This is a genomic window from Brevibacterium sp. Lmc1, assembly GCF_057654315.1.
The window spans coordinates 3,962,567-3,982,499 of record NZ_CM172803.1 but is presented as its reverse complement, the minus strand read 5'-3'; the positions used below and the strand labels follow the sequence as shown (position 1 = coordinate 3,982,499).

At 64.3% G+C, this 19,933-nt stretch carries 18 protein-coding genes; 13 read left to right on the top strand and 5 right to left on the bottom strand.

All coding sequences use genetic code 11. The features are described from left to right. Positions 1-60: 60 nt before the first annotated feature. The 3 genes from AC239G_RS17855 to AC239G_RS17845 are packed head-to-tail and all read left to right on the top strand — an operon-like array spanning position 61 to position 3,252. Positions 61-1,521, top strand: a complete 1,461-nt coding sequence (locus AC239G_RS17855; protein WP_139467452.1) for a CitMHS family transporter — start codon at positions 61-63, stop codon at positions 1,519-1,521. Next, positions 1,509-2,942 carry an acyclic terpene utilization AtuA family protein gene (locus AC239G_RS17850; protein ID WP_248283854.1) on the top strand — a complete coding sequence of 478 codons (1,434 nt, stop codon included), beginning with the start codon at positions 1,509-1,511 and terminating at the stop codon, positions 2,940-2,942. The genes AC239G_RS17855 and AC239G_RS17850 overlap by 13 nt, the downstream gene beginning before the upstream one ends. Continuing rightward, entirely contained in the window at positions 2,926-3,252 is a 327-nt protein-coding gene (locus tag AC239G_RS17845; protein ID WP_229664082.1) for an AtuA-related protein, read from the top strand. Before AC239G_RS17850 ends, AC239G_RS17845 begins: the two co-directional genes overlap by 17 nt. 58 nt (positions 3,253-3,310) lie before the next feature. On the opposite strand, the gene AC239G_RS17840 is transcribed toward AC239G_RS17845, so the two are convergent. After that, a complete protein-coding gene (locus AC239G_RS17840; RefSeq protein ID WP_139467451.1) occupies positions 3,311-4,270 on the bottom strand; it encodes a protein kinase in 960 nt (319 codons plus the stop codon). Between the two features lie 586 nt (positions 4,271-4,856). Here AC239G_RS17840 and rpmB point away from each other — a divergent pair. The 7 genes from rpmB (at position 4,857) to AC239G_RS17805 (ending at position 10,922) form a co-directional block, all read left to right on the top strand. After that, positions 4,857-5,093 (top strand): 50S ribosomal protein L28, encoded by a 237-nt coding sequence (gene rpmB / locus AC239G_RS17835; RefSeq protein ID WP_025779147.1) that lies wholly within the window; start codon positions 4,857-4,859, stop codon positions 5,091-5,093. Then, positions 5,093-5,260, top strand: coding sequence for a 50S ribosomal protein L33 (gene rpmG / locus AC239G_RS17830; protein WP_039211931.1), 168 nt, complete (start codon positions 5,093-5,095; stop codon positions 5,258-5,260). The genes rpmB and rpmG overlap by 1 nt, the downstream gene beginning before the upstream one ends. Positions 5,261-5,266: 6 nt before the next feature. After that, positions 5,267-5,572, top strand: coding sequence for a 30S ribosomal protein S14 (gene rpsN / locus AC239G_RS17825; protein ID WP_025779151.1), 306 nt, complete (start codon positions 5,267-5,269; stop codon positions 5,570-5,572). Between the two features lie 69 nt (positions 5,573-5,641). After that, the gene (locus tag AC239G_RS17820) at positions 5,642-5,929 is read left to right on the top strand and encodes an HU family DNA-binding protein (RefSeq protein ID WP_025779153.1); all 288 of its coding nucleotides are present in this window, start codon (positions 5,642-5,644) and stop codon (positions 5,927-5,929) included. A gap of 273 nt (positions 5,930-6,202) precedes the next feature. Further along, on the top strand, positions 6,203-8,224 hold the full coding sequence (locus AC239G_RS17815) for a bifunctional copper resistance protein CopD/cytochrome c oxidase assembly protein (protein ID WP_420095366.1): 2,022 nt from the start codon (positions 6,203-6,205) through the stop codon (positions 8,222-8,224). Positions 8,225-8,623: 399 nt separating this feature from the next. After that, a complete protein-coding gene (locus tag AC239G_RS17810; RefSeq protein WP_139467449.1) occupies positions 8,624-9,982 on the top strand; it encodes an MFS transporter in 1,359 nt (452 codons plus the stop codon). Between the two features lie 151 nt (positions 9,983-10,133). Further along, positions 10,134-10,922, top strand: a complete 789-nt coding sequence (locus tag AC239G_RS17805) for a 3-hydroxybutyrate dehydrogenase (protein ID WP_487489432.1) — start codon at positions 10,134-10,136, stop codon at positions 10,920-10,922. A gap of 90 nt (positions 10,923-11,012) precedes the next feature. On the opposite strand, the gene AC239G_RS17800 is transcribed toward AC239G_RS17805, so the two are convergent. Then, the gene (locus AC239G_RS17800; RefSeq protein WP_139468973.1) at positions 11,013-11,888 is read right to left on the bottom strand and encodes a LysR family transcriptional regulator; all 876 of its coding nucleotides are present in this window, start codon (positions 11,886-11,888) and stop codon (positions 11,013-11,015) included. Positions 11,889-12,028: 140 nt separating this feature from the next. On the opposite strand from AC239G_RS17800, the gene mmsB reads away from it, so the two are divergent. From mmsB to AC239G_RS17785, 3 genes are all read left to right on the top strand, one after another. Beyond that, the gene (mmsB, locus tag AC239G_RS17795) at positions 12,029-12,934 is read left to right on the top strand and encodes a 3-hydroxyisobutyrate dehydrogenase (protein WP_139468974.1); all 906 of its coding nucleotides are present in this window, start codon (positions 12,029-12,031) and stop codon (positions 12,932-12,934) included. A gap of 206 nt (positions 12,935-13,140) precedes the next feature. Then, positions 13,141-13,878: a YggS family pyridoxal phosphate-dependent enzyme gene (locus AC239G_RS17790; protein WP_139468975.1), complete on the top strand. Its 738-nt coding sequence runs from the start codon at positions 13,141-13,143 to the stop codon at positions 13,876-13,878. A 178-nt stretch (positions 13,879-14,056) separates the two neighbouring features. Next, a complete protein-coding gene (locus AC239G_RS17785; protein WP_482400947.1) occupies positions 14,057-15,991 on the top strand; it encodes an NHL domain-containing thioredoxin family protein in 1,935 nt (644 codons plus the stop codon). Between the two features lie 227 nt (positions 15,992-16,218). Here AC239G_RS17785 and AC239G_RS17780 read toward each other — a convergent pair whose 3' ends face one another. From AC239G_RS17780 to AC239G_RS17770, 3 genes are all read right to left on the bottom strand, one after another. Beyond that, entirely contained in the window at positions 16,219-17,178 is a 960-nt protein-coding gene (locus AC239G_RS17780; RefSeq protein ID WP_139468977.1) for a hypothetical protein, read from the bottom strand. A 63-nt stretch (positions 17,179-17,241) separates the two neighbouring features. Then, a complete protein-coding gene (locus AC239G_RS17775; protein ID WP_487489431.1) occupies positions 17,242-18,393 on the bottom strand; it encodes an ABC transporter in 1,152 nt (383 codons plus the stop codon). A 6-nt stretch (positions 18,394-18,399) separates the two neighbouring features. After that, on the bottom strand, positions 18,400-19,911 hold the full coding sequence (locus tag AC239G_RS17770; protein ID WP_482400944.1) for an LPXTG cell wall anchor domain-containing protein: 1,512 nt from the start codon (positions 19,909-19,911) through the stop codon (positions 18,400-18,402). Positions 19,912-19,933: the final 22 nt, after the last annotated feature.

Sequence of the window (19,933 nt, the reverse complement as noted above, 5' to 3'; positions counted from 1 at the left end):
TTGGACGGTCCTACTCATGCTCAACGAGGATGAATACGTTCATCGAGAAGGGAATCAAAGGTGCTTTCACTTATCGGCTATGTCACCATGCTCATCATTCTGGCGTTGTTGCTCACGCAGAAGGTCTCTCCGGTCGTCGCATTGGCCGGAGTGCCGCTCGTCGCGGCGCTGATCGCCGGACAGTCGCCGACCGACATCAGTGAATTCGTCTCAGCCGGAATCGCGGGAGTCGCAGACGTCGTCGTCATGTTCATCTTCGCAATCGTCTTCTTCGGAATCCTGCGCAATGCGAAGTTCTTCGACCCGATCATCGATCGGATCATCAGGTTCGGCGGATCCTCACCGCGCAACGTAGCCGTTGCGACCACACTTCTGGCATGTGTCGTTCACCTCGACGGTGCAGGTGCGACGACGTTCCTGGTCACGATCCCAGCCATGCTGCCGCTCTACCAGCGTCTCGGGATGAGCCGGTTGACGCTGTCGACGTGCGTGGCGCTGGGCGCCGGCGTCATGAACATGTTGCCCTGGGGAGGGCCGACTGCCCGTGCGGCGGCAACGATCAAGGTCGATGCGAACGACTTGTGGGTCCCTCTCATCCCGGCTCAGATCGCTGGGATCATTGCGGCTCTGGCAGTGGCTTGGTACCTCGGGCATCGTGAAGCAAAGCGGCTCGACCGGGTGCCTGCTGACGACTCTGCCGACTCGGTGATGGTCGCAGCGACGTCGGCTGCAGAAGCCGGCCGTTCGGCGGAGGCATCCAGCACAATCCGATCAGCACAGGGTTCGGAGGAAACGGCTGGAACCGACCAGACGGCGGGATCGGGCTCACCCGACGGAACCGATGTTGCGGGTGATTCGAACTCCACTCGCGGTCCAGCGGAGGCGGGGCCGACGGTGCTGTCGCTCGTCCTCAATGGTGTCGTGCTCGTCGCTGCCTTGGCGACGATGATGACTGGCGTGATCTCACCCGCACTGACCTTTATGGTTGCAACGATTCTCGCTCTGCTGATCAACCATCGCGGAATGGCGGGTCAGTCCGAACAGTTCGACCTCAACGCCAAATCATGCATGCTCATGGCCAGCACTCTGTTGGCAGCGGGTGTGCTCTTGGGAGTGCTCGACGAAAGCGGAATGATCGAGGCGATGGCCAAGTCGGCGACCGCTGTGCTTCCCGCCGGCGTCATGCCGGTGTTGCCGATCATCGTCGCTGTGCTCGGCGTGCCGATGAGTCTGCTGTTCGGCCCGGACGCATACTATTTCGGGCTCTTGCCCGTGCTGGCGAGCGTCGGCAGCACCTACGGCATCGATCCGGTCGTCCTCGGTCAGGCATCGATCATCGGGCAGGAGACACTGGGCTTCCCCATCAGCCCGTTGACCGGCTCCTTCTATCTGCTTGTCGGCTTAGCCGGGGTCCCGATCGGCAAGCACATCATCCGCGCCACCGGCTGGCTGTGGCTGGTCAGCATCGTCGTCACCATCGTCGCCATCGCACTAGGAGTGATTCCGCTGTGGGTATCGTAAAAGCACAGGATCTGGGCTCAACGGCCAGAGAAGCTGATCCGCCAGAACCTGGGACAGTTCGCATCGGATCGGGAGCAGGGTTCGCCGGCGACCGTCTCGACCCGGCCCTCGAGCTCGCGCAGCTTGGGCATCTCGACTTCCTCGTCTTCGAGCTCCTCGGCGAACGGACGGTCGCGAACGCTCAGAAAGCCCGGCTGAATGACCCCTCTGCGGGCTACGATCCGACTCTGCTCGATAGGATCCGGCTCACCGCACCGCACTGCTCGGCCAACGGAACTCGCATCATCACCAATGGCGGAGCAGCGAATCCGCTTACAGCAGGGCGCGCCGTCGCTGGGCTTCTCGACGACATGGGCATTGACATGCCGGTGGCAGTTGTCATCGGTGACGATGTGCTCGACCAAGTGCTTGCGACGGATCCCCTTAGGTGGGAAGACTCCCAACCGGCTGCCAGCTCGGAGCCCCGGCTCGCTTCTGCCAACGCCTACCTCGGCGCATCCGGCATCCGACGTGCGCTCGACGAAGGTGCACGCATCGTCATCACCGGCAGAGTTGCCGATCCCTCGCTGTACGTCGGGCCGCTGAGCCACAGCTTCTCCTGGTCGGACGACGATTCCGACCTCATCGGGCAGGCCACTGTCATCGGCCACCTCCTCGAATGCGGAGGCCAGGTCACCGGTGGATACTTCGCCGACCCGATGACGAAGCCCGTGGCAGGGTTGGACCGTCTCGGCTTCCCTTACGCCGATGTCTCACCCAGCGGCGACGCCGTCATTGGGAAGCTCGCGGGTACCGGAGGCGCCGTCACCGTCCGGACCTGCACGGAGCAGCTGCTCTACGAAGTGGCCGACCCCGGTGCCTACGTCACCCCGGACGTGGTCGCAGACTTCACTGGAACAGTACTCCGAGAGGTCGGGTCCGACCGGATCGCTGTAACTGGTGGAAAAGGAGTTGCCGCACCAGTCGAGCTCAAGGTGACATTGGGCTACCTCGGCGGGTGGGAAGCAGAAGGACAGATCACCTATGCCGGCCCGCGGGCTCTGTTGCGTGCCCAGCTCGCGGCAGACATCGTCGTACGTCGGTTGGAGCGCATACACGGATATCGGGAATCCGAACTCTCGGTAGAGTTCATCGGCGCCGGAGCCAGCTTCAGAGGTCTCAGCGATGTGGCAGATCCGCCCGAAGTGCGACTGCGGGTGGCAGGAGCTGCTCAGAGCCGCAGACGCGCCTCTGCGATCGGAGCCGAGGTCGAGGCGCTCTATACCAACGGGCCGGCGGGAGGAGGCGGCGCAAGGACGTCCGTTCGGGAGAGCCTCAGTGTCAAATCGTGTTCGCTGCCGCGTGCACTCACGAAGGTCTCCGTCATTCACGCCGACGAACTGACTGACCATGAGGAGGCGTCTGATGGCCGCGAAGTCTGAGCACATGCTCACCGTCGATGACCTGGCCACAGTCAGGACCGGAGACAAAGGGGATACGCTCATCCTCGGTGTCATTGCCCGTGAAGGGGCCCAATTCTCCGTGCTGAGTCGCGCGGTCACCGAGGAGGCAGTGGCGCATCACTTCGGGCTGCCGGTCTCGCGAGTCCGCCGCTGTCTATTGCCGCGGCTGAACGCCATGAGTTTTGAACTCAAGGGAATGCTGGGCAGGGGTGTCACGGGAGTCAGCCACCTCGACGGACATGGAAAGACGCTGAGCTACCACCTGCTGACGATGCAGTTGAAGCACTGAGCGGGATGCTCGTCGAGGGGCAGACCTGCATGTGCTCCGGCCGGTCCGACGGTGCGGTCTACCCGTCGAGGTAGGCGCTGTTGTCCTTGGGGCTGCCGTCTTTGACGAGTCGCTTGGCGATGCAGTGGTTGCGGTCGAGACCCCACGAGCGGCACTGGTCGAGGGCCTGCTCCGGATTGCTGTAGCCGGTGTCGACGACCGTGACCCAGTAGCTGCCGTCCCTGTACGAGGCCCAGTCGCCGCTGTGGATGAGGATTGCGCCCGGGTACTTGACCTTGTTGGCCTCGTACTCGTTGAGGATGTCCTGCGCTGACCAGGTCTTGCCGTCGGCCTTGAGGCCGACGTTCTTCGCGCTCACCTGAGTCACCCACTCACCTTCGAGGTCAGCGGCTTTCTCGGTGCCTTCTTCGGTATAGGCGTCGAGCTGGTCTTCCGGGCTCTTCGTCGGTTGGACAAGGTCATCCGAAGGGCTGGGCGACGGGCTGGCCGGCTCGCTGGATCCGACATCCACAGGGACGGTTCCCGAGGACGGCGCGAGCCACCGGATACCGAAGAATCCCACCAAGGCCAGAACCATGAGTATGACGATGATGACGACAGCGATCTTCAGACCATTGCGCGAGGAAGAATCGTCTTGGACGGTGGGCGGAAACTGTGGGGAAGGAGGAGTCTGGGCTCCATTCTGTGTCGAGCCGCCGACGCCATTGCCGGCACCACCGCCGGCAGGCTGCTGAGACTGCTGAGAATTCACATACTGGTGGGAACCGGCAGAGTGAGCGTCATCGAAGGGTGAGCGTCCGGCAGGGGCGAAGACATTGCCGCTGCGAGCTTTCGAGATCGACTGTTCCCCCGTGTGCCGTTCGAGGTACTCGTAGTAGGTCGAGTTGTCGAAATCGGCAGACGAACGTTCCGCGTCATTCCCGTACGACGGGGTCTGACCAGCAGGTTCACCTGAACCCTTGTGCCAGTCGTCGCTAGTCGCCGGACGAATGCGCGGCCTCTGTGGAACGTCGCTCATCAGTCCTCCTGAATGCCAGATGTGGTGGCAATCATCTACTTACCTTGGCACGAGTCGAGCAGTCGTTCAACAGGATCGCCGACAGGACGCGTTGCCGACGAAAGCCTACTGCGGAAATCACCGAGTTGGCTTGGCCCCAGCTGTGAAAGTCCCTCCGGGCGTCGACAAAGGTCCCTCCGGGCATCGATGACGACCGCACAAGCCCATCCAGGTGGGCGATGTCAGTGACGAAGACCCCACCGCGAAAACCGGGATGAATTTGCCCTCCGGCCCGCCATCTCAGTAAGATTGATTCTTGTTGTGTCGTAGCAGCCAGGTCACCGATCGATCTGCTAGGACACACATGGTGCTCACCCACCGCTGCACTCCAGCTTCGGCCATCTCTCACAGGCTACGGCTTCAGCGCTGGTGAGACATCTCGCCCGAACGGGCAGACCTGTTTTGGCGTACACAATTTTCACGGTGACAGTCGAGAAAATTTGTTGATGTCTTCCGACATCGGCGCAAGCAAGCGGAGAGGGCACGCAAGTGCAATCCCGCAGGGGCTTGTTTCGAGAGTCGGTAACTTGTGAACTGGAGGAGAGACATGGCAGCAACCTGCCAGGTAACCGGGGCAGTCCCCGGTTTCGGACACAACGTGTCCCACTCGAAGCGCCGCACGAAGCGCCGCTTCAACCCGAACATTCAGAAAAAGCGCTACTACGTTCCGTCGCTGCGCCGCAACGTCACGCTGACCCTGTCCGCTAAGGGCATCAAGGTCATCGACGCTCGCGGAATCGACGCTGTGGTCAACGAACTCATCGCCAAGGGAGTGAAGCTCTGATGGCTAAGGCACAGGATGTTCGTCCCATCATCAAGCTCAAGTCGACGGCCGGCACCGGGTTCACCTACGTGACCCGCAAGAACCGCCGCAACACCCCGGACCGCATCGTGCTCAAGAAGTACGATCCCGTAGTCCGCAAGCACGTCGATTTCCGAGAGGAGCGCTGAGCGCACATGGCTAAGAAGTCAAAGATCGCAAAAGACAAGCAGCGTCGCGTCATCGTTGAACGCTATGCAGAGCGCCGCGCGACTCTCAAGCGTCAGCTGACCCACCCCGATTCCACCGATGAGCAGCGCGAGGAAGCACGCCTCGCACTGCAGAAGCTTCCCCGCGATGCTTCGCCGGTTCGCGTTCGCAACCGCGACCAGGTGGATGGTCGTCCGCGTGGCTACCTCCGGAAGTTCGGACTCTCGCGAGTTCGCTTCCGCGAAATGGCACACAACGGCGAGTTGCCCGGCGTTACCAAGTCGAGCTGGTAATCTCGAGGAAGTTCGTCATCGGAAAAACGGACCGGTGACCTACCGACTTGTCCTAAGGAGGACACTTTTATGGCTAAGAACCGCAGTGAGCTCGTTGCAGAAGTTGCCGAGAAGTCCGGCCTGACCCAGAAGCAGGTCTCGGACGTGCTCGATGGTGTCTTCGATGTCTTCTCCGACGTCGTGGCCAAGGGCGAAAAGCTCACCATCCCCGGCTGGCTCTCCGTTGAGCGCACCGAGCGTGCCGCTCGCAAGGGTCGCAACCCGCAGACCGGTGAAGAGATCCAGATCAAGGCCGGCTACTCCGTGAAGCTGTCCGCTGGTTCGAAGCTGAAGGGTGCCGCTGGCAGCCCGAACTGATCAACGCAGCAGCGTCGAATGGCCCGGATCGTATGATCCGGGCCGTTTGCTGTCTCTGAGCGTCTTCAAGCGTCTCAGACCGCCTTCGAACAGGGAGGATCGTCGTCCCGTACGACTGAATCCATCCTCGCCGAGGCGGCTCCCCGAGATCTCGACCACGAAGAGATCTCCCGGTTGGCAGTGCGGCGACGCCGAACGATATCCTTGGGTCATGTCAGAAGGGGCGGTCCGCACGCAGTGAGTTCTTCAGGATTCGAGCCGATCACACGGTTCGTGCAACGTGCCACGGTCCCCATCGTCGTCTTCCTCGGGGTGATCGCCGGTCTGGCCGCACTCTTCTTCACCGGAGCAGCCAACCCGACTCTGCTCAATGACCCCGGCTCTGTCGTCCGTTTCGGTCTTCCCGCAGCGAAGTTCGTCTTCAATATTGCGATGTCGCTGACCGTCGGCGCCCTCATGTTCGCCGTCCTCATCCTCCCGCGCACGGCCGGCGGTCGCGCCCGCCGGCACAAGGCCACGGACGATGACGTGCCTCTCGACCCGCTGTGGACGAAGGCCATTCAGATCGCCGAATACTCCTCAGTCGTGTGGACGCTGTCCGCGGTCGCCGTGCTCGTCTTCTCATTCGTCGATACTGTGGGCGCCCAGGCCTATCTCGACTTCTCGAACCAACTCGGCGTGTTCGTCACTCAGATCGCCTACGGGCAGCTGTGGGTGCTCATCGTCGTCCTCATCGCTGTCGCCTCGACCCTGTGCTTCGGCACCCGCTCCCATATCGGCATCGCCGCCGCCGGAGTGCTCAGCGTCGCCGTGATCCTCCCCTTGGCTCTGATGGGCCACTCCGCAGAGGCCTCCGGGCACACGCAGGCCGTCAACAGCCTCGGTCTGCACATCCTCGGCGCGGTCCTCTGGCTCGGTGGGCTCTTCGTCATCGCCCTGTTGGGCACCCGTCTGGCCGCTTCGAAGAACCTCAAGCCGATCGTCGAACGGTATTCGACGATCGCCCTCATCGCCTTCGGCCTCATCGTCTTCTCCGGAGTCGTCAACTCGCTTCTGCGCGTGCAGGGCTTCGACGACCTCATGACCACGTACGGGCAGGTCATCCTCGCAAAGGCGTTCGCGACGGTCCTGCTCGGTCTGATCGGATTCTGGCACCGTCAGTTCGTCATTTCACGCTTGGGCACAGCCGCCTCGGCGACAGTGGAATTCTGGCGCCTCATCACCGTCGAATTCATCCTCTTCGGGGTCACGATGGGATTGGCCGTGGCCTTGGCCCGGTCACAGCCGCCCGTGCCGCAGGAGCCGGTGGGCGACCCCACCCCGGCCGAGATCCTCACCGGTGATCCGCTGCCGCCGAAGCCGAACCTGTCCCGCTACTTCAGCGAATGGTCGATGGATCCGCTGTGGATCGCGATCGCAGCGGGCGCCTCGATCGCCTACGTCGTGGCGTTCATCAACCTCCGCCGCCGAGGCGACAAATGGCCGGTGCTGCGCCTCATCAGTTGGCTGGTGGGCATGGTCTTCCTCGTCTACGTCACCTCGGGCGGACCCCGGGTCTACGGCGAGGTGCAGTTCTCCGCGCACATGATCGAGCACATGCTCCTGGTCATGGTCGTACCCCTGCCGCTCGTGCTCGGCGCACCGATCACGATGCTCATGCGCGGAACGAAGGCGCGCACGGATGGGTCCGTCGGCCTGCGCGAATGGGTGCTCTGGCTCGTCCATACTCCGTACCTGCGCTTCTTCGCGCACCCGATCGTGGCGAGTGTGAACTTCGCGGGTTCGCTGGTCGTCTTCTACTACTCGGGAATCATGTACTACGCGCTCGATACTCATATCGGGCACGAACTGATGATCGCGCACTTCCTCGGCGCCGGGTACCTGTTCGCCCAAGCCCTCATCGGCATCGATCCGGGCGTCAAGCGCCCTGTCTTCCCGATGCGGCTCGTGATGCTGCTGGTGACGATGGCCTTCCACGCCTTCTTCGGCATTTCGATCATGAGTTCGAACGTGCTGATCGCCGGAGACTGGTTCGGCAACGTCGGCGCAGGATGGGGCTACACGGCGATCGACGACCAGCAGCTCGGCGGTTCCATCGCGTGGGGCATCGGCGAATTCCCGACCCTGTTCATCGCGATCATGGTCTGCGTCCAATGGGCGAAGTCCTCGGACCGGGAGGCCAAGCGCATCGACCGCAGCGAAGACCGCACCGACGACGCCGAGCTGCGCGCCTACAATGCGATGCTCGCCTCGATGGCCGAACGCGATGCGAAGGCGCCTCCGCGCCGACGGTGAGGTTCGGGGTTGTGCTCGCTGCGCTGACTGCGGTGGTACCTCGATGGCTGGCGTGGTGTTCAGACGCAGAGGTGCTGGCCTGACGCGCAGGGACGATTCGCGCCGCAATGGGCCTTGCTCGCTCGCAGCAGTCACAGCTGACTGCTGCACATCGGCTGTGCACGAATGTGCACCGGAAATTCTCGGATTATGGCCAGGTCGTTACCAAAAACTCCGTAACGTGGCGCACACTGATCCTTGGATGAGAAATATCCAAGCGCCCGAAACACTGCGCTGAAGCAGGGGTACACCGGCCGCGCCGATGCGGTCTGAGTGCTCCGGGTTGTCAGCCGGTCGGCGCCGGAGCAAGCCTATTCGCGCATTCAACGGTGACGCGGATTGTGGAAACGAAGGAGTCCCATGAGTTCTCAGAACAATGCTGAGAGGAAGTCGATCCGCGCTCAGCTGCGCAAGGTCGTCGCTGCCTCGATGGCCGGAACGGTCGTCGAATGGTACGAGTTCTTCCTCTACGGTTCGGCCGCCACGCTGGTGTTCAACCACATTCTGTTCCCGCCTTCCGACAATCCGCTGACGCCGATCCTGGCCGGCTTCGCCACCTACGCAGTCGGATTCATCGCCCGCCCCGTCGGTGGCATCGTCTTCGGTCACTTCGGCGACAAGTACGGACGCAAGAAGCTGCTGCAGCTCTCGATCGTCCTCGTCGGTGTGGCCACGTTCCTCATGGGCTGTCTGCCGACCTTCGACCAGATCGGCTACCTCGCTCCGATCCTGCTCGTGCTGCTGCGTGTGGTCCAGGGCTTCGCAGTCGGCGGCGAATGGGGCGGAGCTGTCCTCCTCGTGGCCGAGCACGCTCCGAACAAGGAGCGCGGTTTCTGGGCATCATTCCCGCAGTCCGGCGTGCCCTTGGGCAACCTGCTGGCCACCGCGGTTCTCTTCGTTCTCACTGCAACGCTGACCGAAGAGCACTTCCTGTCGTGGGGCTGGCGCATTTCGTTCTGGCTCTCGGCCGTCATCGTCCTCATCGGCTACTACATCCGCACCCGAGTCTCCGATGCGCCGATCTTCGACGAGGTTCAGGCCGAGGAGATCGAAGAAGGCGTCGACTACGGCATCAAGGCCGTATTCAAGCGCTACCCGCGTGAGGTCTTCGCCGCGATGGGCCTGCGCTTCGTCGAGAACATCCACTACTACCTCGTGGTGACCTTCTCGATCACCTACCTCGCCACGCAGGTGAAGATCGAATCCGCCGAGATCCTCGGCCTCCTCCTCGGCGCCCATGCGATCCACGCAGTCCTCGTTCCGCTCGTCGGTGCCGCCACCGACCGGATCGGACGCAAGATGCCCTACGCCGTGGGCATCATCCTGACCGCGACCTGGGGCTTCTTCGCCTTCCCGATGTACGACACCGGCAGTGCCGGCATGATCTTCCTCGCCCTCCTCATCGGTCTCGTCTTCCACGCACTGATGTACGCGGGCCAGCCGGCGATCATGTCCGAGATGTTCCCGACCCGCATGCGCAACTCGGGCGTCTCGACCGGCTACCAGGTGACGGCCATCGTCGCTGGATCCTTCGCGCCGATCATCGCCACCGCACTGCTCGACGCCTTCGGCTCCTCGGTGCCGATCGCGCTCTACCTGCTGGCCGCTGCGATCATCTCGTTCATCGCACTCATGTTCACCCGCGAGACCAAGGGGATCGACCTGCGCTCGCTCGACCATGCAGACAAGGTGCGCCGCGGAGTCGCCACGGCCAGCTGAGGCCGGATGTTGACCCGGTGAGGGGCGGTGTCGGTGAATATCGGCACCGCCCCTTTGCCTGGCGCCGACCTCACCTGTCGGACTACGACCTACGCTCGGCAGCCGCCTCGGCGCCCACCTCGATGATTCCTCGGCCTCCGCAGGGTGGAAGATGGACACGTACGACAGACTCGAACCACGAAAGGCACATCTCATGGGAGACCTCACCGGCAAACGCGCCCTCGTCACCGGCGGAGCATCCGGGCTCGGAAAAGCGATCGCGCAGTCGTTTGCGCGGGCCGGAGCCTCCGTCATCGTCGCCGATGTCGACGCCGACTCGGCGCAGGCCGTTGCCGACGAGATCGGCGGCGAAGCGTGGGCAGTCAACCTGGCGGACACCGCGGCGCTGGACGGCACCGAGCTCGACGTCGACATCCTCGTCAACAACGCCGGCATCCAGCGGATCCACCCGATCACGGAATTTCCGCTCGAGGACTGGCGGCTGATCAATACGCTCATGCTCGAAGCGCCGTTCGTGCTCACGAAGGCGGTGCTGCCGAAGATGTACGAACGCGGTTGGGGACGCATCATCAATCTCTCCTCCGTCCACGGTCTGCGGGCCTCGGCGAACAAGTCCGCGTATGTCGCGGCCAAGCACGGTCTCATGGGACTGACGAAGACGACCGCGCTCGAGGCCGGTCCGCACGGAGTGACGTGCAATGCGATCAATCCCGGCTACGTGCTCACGCCACTGGTCAAGGGACAGATCGCCGATCAGGCGAAGACTCACGGCATCAGCGAGGACGAGGTCCTCGAGCAGGTCTTCCTCGGCCATTCAGCAGTGCCCAAGCTCGCCGAGCCCGAGGACGTCGCGGCCATCGCGACCTTCCTGGCCGGGGACCATGCCGCGGTCATCAACGGCAGCGCTCACAGCATCGACGGGGGCTGGGTGGCCGCCTGAACTGTCCAGCATCTCGCTCCCCCTCCCAGAACTACCTGACGGCGGCCCAGCAACCTCGCGCGAGGTAGCTGGGCCGCCGTCAGGTAGCAATTAGAGGGATTCTAGGACTTTGCGGACTCCGGCGTTGCGCAGGGACTCGTGGCGGACTGAGGCCCAATACGACACCTGCTTGGAGAACAGCTCGGGCAGAACCTGCACCAAGCGGGAGTTTCCGTGGGCGAGGAAGTCAGGCAGGATGCCGATCCCGGCACCGTGCGAGGTCGCGAGCACATGCGCATGCACCGAGGTCGACCGGAAGAATCCCTTCCCGCGCGGAAGTGCGTCGGCCGCCTCGTCGAGATCATCGACCCGCAGCGAATTCTCGATGTAGTAGACCATCCGGTGGTCGGCCAGATCATCCAGCGTCTGCGGCATCGGATGCGAGGCGATGTAATCCTGCGAAGCGTAGAGCTGGAGCCGGTAGTCGCGGATGTGCTTGGCGATCGAGCGCGGGGCATCCGGACGTCCCACGACGATTTCGATATCGACGCCCGACCGATACTGCCGGGCCCGCTGCGTAGCGGTGATCAGTTCGATCTGCAGTCCCGGGTGCTGCCCCTGCAGTTCGGTAAGCGCCGGAACGGCGTACTCAAGGGCGAAGGCCTGCGGGCACGCCAGCCGGATCGTTCCGGACAGAGCGGAATTCGAATGCGCATCGATGCGCCCCAGAGCGGCCTCGATGTCCTCGGCGATCGGCAGCAGCTGACGCCCGGCGGCGCTGAGCTCCCACCCGTCGGGCGAGGCCACGAGCACGCGATCGCCGTACGCCTTCTCAAGCGCGGCGATGCGTCTGGACACGGTCGTGTGGTTGAGGCCGAGGCTGTGTGCCGCGGCCGTGAACTTCCCCAGCCGGGCGACGGCGAGCAGAGTCAGCAGATCCTCGGGGGCGATCTGCGGACCGGAACTGCCAGGTGCATAGGAAGCCATAGTGGCCCCATTCTATCTGCGTACGCGCACATAACCGGTGCGGAAGAGGTGAGGCTCCCCGCCGGGCTTCCGCGCGTTCACTGGCGTACTGTGAGAGGGAACACGTAAGAGTTGCTGAACATGATGCGAGGAGGCATATTATGTCGACGATTGGATGGGTTGGCCTGGGAAATATGGGCCGCCCGATGACTGCGAACCTGGTCAAGGCCGGTCACACCGTCAATGGTTTCGATCTCGTCCCCGAGGCCGTGGACGCAGCCGCGAAGAGCGGGGTGAACCCCGTGAGTTCCATCGCCGAGGCGGTCGCCGGTGCCGATATCGTCTTCACGATGCTGCCCAAGGGCGAGCACGCGCGCACCGCATACCTCGAGCCCGACGGAGTCCTGGCCAACGCAGACCGGAAGACCCTCCTCATCGATTCCTCGACGATCGACTTCGATTCGGCCCGCCTCCTCCACTCCGAGGCGAAGAAGGCAGGCTTCCGCCTCATCGACGGTCCCGTCTCCGGCGGCGTCACCGGTGCCGAGGCCGGCACCTTGACGTTCATGCTCGGCGGCGACGACGCCGACATCGAAGAGGCCCGACCCGTCATCGAGGCAATGGCCGGGAACATCTTCCACGCCGGCGGTGACGCCGCAGGTCAGGCCGCGAAGATCGTCAACAACATGATGCTCTCGATCAGCCTTCAGGGTGTCGTCGAAGGCGCTGTGCTGGCCGATCGCTTCGGCCTCGATCCGAAGGTCTTCCACGATATTGCCAAGGTGTCCTCCGGCGACTCCTGGCCGCTGCGGACCTGGTATCCGGTGCCCGGCGTGACCACCACGGCCGCGGCGAACAACGAGTTCAAGCCCGGTTTCGCCACCGCACTCATGCACAAGGACGTCGGCCTGGCCCTCGCCGGCGCCGAGACCCAGGGAGTCGACCTCCCGGCGGCCACCCTCGTCCATGCACAGCTGCAGAAGCTCATTGACGAAGACCTCGGCGGACTCGACACCTCCGCGCTTATCAAGAACATCGACCCGAACGCCGAGGGCCTGCCGAAGTAAGCACTCAACCGACGCCGATGCGGTTGGAACAACCGACGCTGAGGCGGTTGGAACAAGCACAGCCCGCTCACAACGGCGGCACCGAGCTGCGGACGATCCAGGTCGAGGAATCACGATGATTTCGACCCGGATCGTCCGCATTTCGTTTCTCGGCCGGGCATCCTCGGCGACCTGAAACTTCGCGCGGCTCATGCAAGACTGGAGACATGAGTACGCCTGATTCCCCCTCACTGTCCGCCGACGACATCGCAGCCATCATCGGCAACCTCGACGAGGTGGCTGACCGTGCCCGCGCCGCCGCCGAGTCGAGCGGTCGCAGCGGTGACGATGTGCGCGTGCTGCTGGCCACGAAGACGCAGCCGGCAGAGAAGATCCGCGTCGCCCTCGAGCACGGGTTCACCCTCATCGGCGAGAACAAGGTGCAGGAGATCACCGGCAAGGCCGAGGCTCTCGCCGACCTCAACCCCGAGACCCACCTCATCGGACCCCTGCAGAGGAACAAGGTCAATCACACCCTGCGGCACGCTCACTGCGTCCAGTCCGTCGATAACCTCCCGCTGGCCGAGAAGATCAACAACCGTCTCGACGTCCTCGATGAGACCATCGACTACTTCATCCAGGTCAACACCTCCCGCGAAGACTCGAAGTTCGGTGTCGCGCCCGAAGACGCCGAGGAGCTCGTCACCGCGACCCGGGAGCTCGGCCGGATGCGGCTGCGCGGACTCATGACGATCGGCCTTCCCGGCAGCAGTCCCGAAGAGATCCGCCCAAGCTACTCCGACCTGCGCGAACTCAGCGAGAAGCTGCGCGGGGCCGGGGTCATGCCCGCCGAGGCGACCGAGCTGTCGATGGGCATGAGCAACGACTTCGAACTCGCGATCGCCGAGGGCGCCACGATCGTCCGAGTCGGCTCGAGCATCTTCGGCGCCCGCGACTACACCTGAACGACAGTCCCTCCCGCCGCTGATCGGCGGCGGCCGAAACCAACGCCGGACCGATCACAGTCGGAACCGGCACCGGGCTGCCTGCGGACAGAGCCAACGCCGGACCGGGCGCGAGCGGAACTGTCACACAATGACACCGGGGAGGCCGCCTCGGTGGGGGATCTGCGATCATAGAACCATGAACAGCAGTCCAGAATTCTCCGCGTCAGCCACTTCGTCGGCACGGGACGTCAAGGTCCGTGCGCCCGAACTCGTCGGCCGCCGATGGATGAACTCCGGCGGCAAGGATCTGACCCTGGCCGACCTGCGCGGAAAGGTCGTTCTCCTCGACTTCTGGACCTTCTGCTGCATCAATTGCCTCCACGTCCTCGACGAACTGCGCCCGTTGGAGGAGAAGTACGCACAAGAGCTCGTCATCATCGGCGTGCACTCGCCGAAATTCGAGTTCGAACGCACCGTCGAAGCCGTCGACCAGGCCGTGGAACGGTACCAGGTCGAGCACCTCGTCCTCGACGATCCCGACCTCGTCACCTGGCAGGCCTACACCGCCCGCGCCTGGCCGACCTTGGCCGTCATCGACCCCGAGGGCTACCTCGTAGCGACGATGTCCGGTGAAGGCCACGCGGCCGGCCTCACCGAGATCATCGAGGGCCTCATCGAGGAGCACTCGGCCAAGGGCACCCTTCACTCCGGCGACGGGCCCTACGTTCCGCCGCCGGCCCCGGAGACGGACCTGTTCTACCCCGGAAAGGCCACCCGGCTGCCCTCGGGCCACCTCATGGTCGCCGATTCCGGACACCACAGCCTCGTCGAATACGACGACGATGCGGCCACGATCATCCGCCGGATCGGCACCGGTGAGCGCGGCGCGGACGACGGCGACTTCGCCTCGGCGAGCTTCAGCGAACCCGGCGGCATCACCGTGCTGCCTGCCGATCTGGCGGCCGAGGTCGGTTACCACCTCGTCGTCGCCGATACCGTCAACCACACCCTGCGCGGGATCGACCTGACGAACGAGACGGTCACGACCATCGCCGGCACCGGTGAGCAGCACATGGTCGGTGCCATCGACAACGTCCGCGGCAAGCCCGGTGAGCTGGGACGATACGACGGACCCGCGGTAGACGTGAAGCTGTCGTCGCCGTGGGATGTCCTCTTCGTCCCCTCCACCGCCGAGGTGGTCGTGGCGATGGCCGGCAACCACACCATCTGGTCTTTCGATCCGAAGGACGGCACGATCCGCATCCTCTCGGGCACGATGAACGAGGGCCTGGTCGACGGGAACGGCGAGTCAGCCTGGTTCGCCCAATCCTCCGGTCTCGACCTCGGGCCAGCGGGCGAGGTGTTCGTCGCCGACTCCGAGACCTCGGCGATCCGCCGCCTCGACCCCGCCACCGGTGAGGTGTCCTCGTTGGTGGGCGTCGGACTCTTCGACTTCGGCTTCCGCGACGGACCGGCCGCCGAAGCCCGCCTGCAGCACCCGCTGGGAGTGCGCAGCCTGCCTGACGGGTCGGTCGCGATCGCCGACACCTACAACGGTGCGATCCGCCGCTTCGACCCGAGGACCGAGGAAGTCACGACCCTGGCGCGCGGCCTGCGCGAACCCTCGGACATCGTCCTCATCGGCAACGAAGGCACCCCCGATGACGCCGAACTCATCGTCGTCGAGTCCGCCGCACACGCACTCACCCGGGTGAAGCTGCCCAAGGACGCCCAGAAGGTCGACGAAGGCGCATTGACGACGAAGCGCCCTTCGACGGAGATCGCCTCCGGTCCGGTGTCGCTGACCGTGAGTTTCACTGTCCCAGCTGGTCAGAAGCTCGACGACCGGTGGGGTGATCCCACGTTCCTGCAGGTGTCTGCGACGCCGCCGGAACTCATCTCCTCAGGAGAAGGCGGAGCCGAGGGGCTCAGCAGAGATATCGTCATCAATCCCGAGTTCACAGAGGGAGTGCTGCACGTGACAGCGCGTGCTGCAGCCTGCGACGGTGAGCCCGGGGGAGAGATCCCGCTGCACGCGGCCTGCCACCTCTACCAGCAGGACTGGGGCATCCCCGTCGAGCTCGTGGATTCGGCTCCGAACGCACTCACCCTCGACCTCCGCGGCGCCTGAGCGCTCCGCCACCGGAGCGAGGGCCGCTGTCGATCAGGCGGACGGTAGTTGCAGAATCGCCCATGCACGGAGATTGCTGGGTCGATCCACGGTGGTTGCGGCGTTCTGAACGCCGTGGATCGACCCGACAATCACTGTGGCAAGGAGAACCGCGAGAGGCGCATCCGTCGGAGGTCCGGACACGGGCCTGTGGAGCGGGACTGGGACCTCAGCAGGAGGAGCGCCCCTCAGGCGATGGTGACGTCGCCGAGGCGGCGCGGTTCGAAGCTCACCTGTGAGGACTTGACGACCACCGAGCCGCCGAGGACGAAGGAGAGCTTCTCGTCGAAGTCGTGTTCGGCAGCGGTGACGATGTCGCGGTAACGTCCCTTGACCCGTACCTCGACCGTCGAGGGAGTGAGTTCGAGATCGCTGCCGGACGAGGTCAGCCCGATCTGCGGACTGCGCTCGAGCGACCAGGAGACATCGCCGATGATCTCGTTGTCCGTGTCGTAGCCGAAGACGCAGCCGGCCGGCATGAGCGTCTTCGACTTCATGCAGTCCTGCAGATGGTCGGTGACCTGCTCCTCCACGGTCTGCTCGAGCTTGGCCGTGGGTTCGGGCGAGAGCTTCACGGTGGGGGAGTCGCCGGGGGCGGTCACCTCGGTGCGTTGGGATCGCGACTTCAGATACGTCGCATCGAAACCGACGAGGTAGCTCGCCGGGAACAGCACGGGCACACTCCCCGTGCTGACCCCGTATCCGTTGACCGTCGCCGTCGACGAACCGGAGACGTCCAGGGTCAAGGTCGGCCATGCTTCCTGTTCGATGGCCCAGCGGTTGAAGAGTCCCGCACTGGCAGGCAGGCGGACCATGTTGAGATCGACGGTCTGCTCCCGCGAGGACAGGTTGTAGCTGAGGCGGACCTTCGCGTGATCGCCGTCGACGGAAACGGTCTCGGCCTCGGGCTCGCGCGGCAGATCGGGAGCCGCGGAGAGCACCTCGTCACTGAGTGCCAAGGTCGATGTCGGAGTCGGCGTGGACAGGTAGGAGAAGGCACTCTGCGCATCGCCGCGTTCGATCGCCGAGATATAGGATTCGGCGGCTCGCGCGGGCGTGTAGACGGTGAAGTTGAGGAGGGGGACCGCTGCCACTGTGAGGACGACGACCGTCAGCGCTGAGATCAGAAGTCTGCGCGACGTTCGCATGGCGCTCCTGATTCGGTTGGGGACTTGAGGGGACTGGGCAGTTCTCAGTCTATCTGCCGCGGATCACTCGACCGGGTAGGCATGCAGGGCAGAGGTGTCGACCTCGACGAAGACATGTGTGCCGACCTTGACTTTGGCTCGCAGTTCGGAGATCGTCGCGCCGAGTCCCGGGTGCAGTACACCGAATCCGATGGTCGGCTTTTCGCTCGCGTCTGACTCGGCGGTCGCCGCAGAATCCTCAGCCGATTCGGCGGATGCGTCGGACTTCGTCGAATCCGGCTGCGTCCTCGGCACTCCGGCGAGGTCGGCGAGGTCGACGTCGAGCGCGAGGCCCATCTCCGTATCGACCGGTGAGAGCTTCGCCTGCAGACAGGAACCGCGATCGCGCAGTCCCGTGACGATGGCTTCGAACACCGTCGCCGAGGTGAACGCCGGGTCGTGTTCGTCCAGTGACAGGAGGGCGGCACGCCACCCGAGGGTGACGAACACCTTCCCGTCGAGTTCGGTGCGGGCGCGCACGGCCGAATGGCCGATGGACAGCCATCCCTTCCGGGCCAGCCCGGAATAGACATTGACGCCGCTGAGCTCGGCCGGCAGCGAACCGCGCGGTTCGGTGACGATCTGCTCCAAGGAGCCGAGCGCGACGAGTTGGTCCTTTTCGATATCGGCCACCCCCGCCTCGGCGATGGTGTGGTCGGTCAGCGAATTCGAGCTGAAGACGACACCGCGGCCCTCCTGGTCGACGAGTTCGGCGAAGCGACCTCGCAGCCCGGTGCGCAGATGGCCGGGGACCGAACCGAACGGGTCGATGAGAGCCAGCCACTTCGCGCCGCTCGCCCAGGCCGCGGCCAGGGCGAGGCGGGCACGATCGGTCGCGTCGAGGTCGTCGAGACGACTGCGCAGAACATCGGGACGCAGTCCGAATGATGTCAATGCAGCCGATGGATCCGCTGCCGATGCCGCCTCCCCAGATCCGGCATCGGCTTCGCGAAGATAGCTCTTCATCCAGCTGCGCACACGCAAGCGACCCGACCGGCGACCGGTCGGGAAGCGTGGTGGTGGTGCGACGTGGGGCAGGGCCGCCGCGGACAGCACCACCGAGGTGGTGCTGTCCGGGCTGCCCATGAGTCCGAGCATTGTCCCTGCTCGCAGACGTCCGAGGTCGATCTCGCGTCCGTCGAGCTGCAGCCCCGCGAGGGACAATTCATCGTTCAACGCGGCTTAGAACTCCGCGGGATCGTCGGAGGCGTTCATCCGCCGACGGGTGATGATGACAGCTGCTGCACCGACTGCGAGCAGACCGACACCGAGAGCCAGTCCGGTCATCTCGGCACCGGTGCGCGGCAGGTCGCTGCCCGAATCGTTCGAGCCACTGCCGTTCCCGGCCCCGTTTCCGCCCTCGTCGACGGCGGTGCCGTTGGTGAGCACGGTGAAGCTTCCGCCCTGGGGCTCATCGAAGCTCTCGGCCTGGGCACGCACGTTGTAGGTGCCGAGCACGGCCTTGACCTTGGCCTGGACACCGAACGTGACCTTGCCATCGGAATCGGCTTCCTTGGTCATCGTGTAGCGGTCGACCTTGCCCTGGGCATGCTCGACCGTGATCGAGACCTTCTCGCCGGGCTGAGCCCCGCTGACGCCGATCTTGATGCCGTCGTTCAGGAAGTCCTCGGAGCTGACCTCGGTGGGGTTGATGAACATGGACGCCTGTGCGGCTGCAGCAGGCTTCTTGTCCTCGGTGCCGGGGCTGGCCGGACCGGTGGACTCGGGAGCCTCGTCCTCGGCCTTCTTGTCGTCTTCGGCACCGTCGGTCTCATCGACCTTGGGCTCGTCGGACTTCGGCGCTTCGTCCTTCGGACCCTCGGCGGGTCCCGGCTTCACACCGTCGGCAGGAGCCTTGTCGTCCTTGTCCTCGCCCTTGTCGGTCTCCGACGGGCTCGGCTTGGGCGCTTCGGTGGTGGGCTCTTCGGTCTTCGTCTCCGACGGACTCGGCTTCGGTGCCTCGGTGGTGGGCTCCTCGGTCTTGGTCTCCGTCGGCTCGGGAGCCTTCGTGGTCGGATCCTCGGTCTTCGTCTCCGATGGGCTGGGCTTCGGTGCCTCGGTGGTGGGCTCCTCGGTCTTCGTCTCAGAGGGCTCCGGGGACTTCGTTTCGCTGGGAGTCTCGTCCGGAGTCTTGATGGGACCGGTGGCCGAATCGCACTTATCGTCGTCGCCCTTGCCCGGTTCGTCGACCTCGGAGGCCTTGGAGACGACCTCGAAGGTCACCTTCGAAGACTTCTTCTCGGACTTGAGATCGGTGAGGTAGAGCGAGTACTCGCCGACAGGCACCTGGGCACCGTCGGTGACGGTGAAGAAGTAGGTGCCGGAGACCTTTCCGTCTTCGTCGACCGTGAGCTTCTTGTCCGGCGAGTATTCGGTGCCATCGGTGCCGACGACGGTCACCGTGGCCTTCTGGTCCGGGCTGAATCCGGTGCCGGAGAAGCCGATTCCCTTTTTGTCGTCAGCTATGTCGGCGCGGGTCACCTGCGCCTGCGCAAGGGTCGCCTGCGGATCCGACTCGTCCGGAACCGAAGAATCCGATTCGGAGCTGCTCGATGACTGCTGATCACCCTGGGCGCACAGCGGTTGCTGAGGGACCGAAGCGGTGGACTCTGTCGCTGCGAACGCCGGGGCGCCAGCAAGACCTGTCAATGCAACGGCTACTGCGGGGGCAAGCACAAGACGCGAGGTCTTCACAGTAATGCCTTTCGATTGTTGT

What these genes read in the sequence shown, in the direction of transcription:
- AC239G_RS17840 (WP_139467451.1), bottom strand. Translation starts at nt 4,270, where the DNA reads ATGAGCGACGTTCCACAGAGGCCGCGCATTCGTCCGGCGACTAGCGAC.
- mmsB (WP_139468974.1), top strand. Translation starts at nt 12,029, where the DNA reads ATGTCGACGATTGGATGGGTTGGCCTGGGAAATATGGGCCGCCCGATG.
- AC239G_RS17805 (WP_487489432.1), top strand. Translation starts at nt 10,134, where the DNA reads ATGGACACGTACGACAGACTCGAACCACGAAAGGCACATCTCATGGGA.
- AC239G_RS17790 (WP_139468975.1), top strand. Translation starts at nt 13,141, where the DNA reads ATGAGTACGCCTGATTCCCCCTCACTGTCCGCCGACGACATCGCAGCC.
- rpmG (WP_039211931.1), top strand. Translation starts at nt 5,093, where the DNA reads ATGGCTAAGGCACAGGATGTTCGTCCCATCATCAAGCTCAAGTCGACG.
- AC239G_RS17780 (WP_139468977.1), bottom strand. Translation starts at nt 17,178, where the DNA reads ATGCGAACGTCGCGCAGACTTCTGATCTCAGCGCTGACGGTCGTCGTC.
- AC239G_RS17785 (WP_482400947.1), top strand. Translation starts at nt 14,057, where the DNA reads ATGAACAGCAGTCCAGAATTCTCCGCGTCAGCCACTTCGTCGGCACGG.
- AC239G_RS17820 (WP_025779153.1), top strand. Translation starts at nt 5,642, where the DNA reads ATGGCTAAGAACCGCAGTGAGCTCGTTGCAGAAGTTGCCGAGAAGTCC.
- rpmB (WP_025779147.1), top strand. Translation starts at nt 4,857, where the DNA reads ATGGCAGCAACCTGCCAGGTAACCGGGGCAGTCCCCGGTTTCGGACAC.
- AC239G_RS17810 (WP_139467449.1), top strand. Translation starts at nt 8,624, where the DNA reads ATGAGTTCTCAGAACAATGCTGAGAGGAAGTCGATCCGCGCTCAGCTG.
- rpsN (WP_025779151.1), top strand. Translation starts at nt 5,267, where the DNA reads ATGGCTAAGAAGTCAAAGATCGCAAAAGACAAGCAGCGTCGCGTCATC.
- AC239G_RS17845 (WP_229664082.1), top strand. Translation starts at nt 2,926, where the DNA reads ATGGCCGCGAAGTCTGAGCACATGCTCACCGTCGATGACCTGGCCACA.
- AC239G_RS17800 (WP_139468973.1), bottom strand. Translation starts at nt 11,888, where the DNA reads ATGGCTTCCTATGCACCTGGCAGTTCCGGTCCGCAGATCGCCCCCGAG.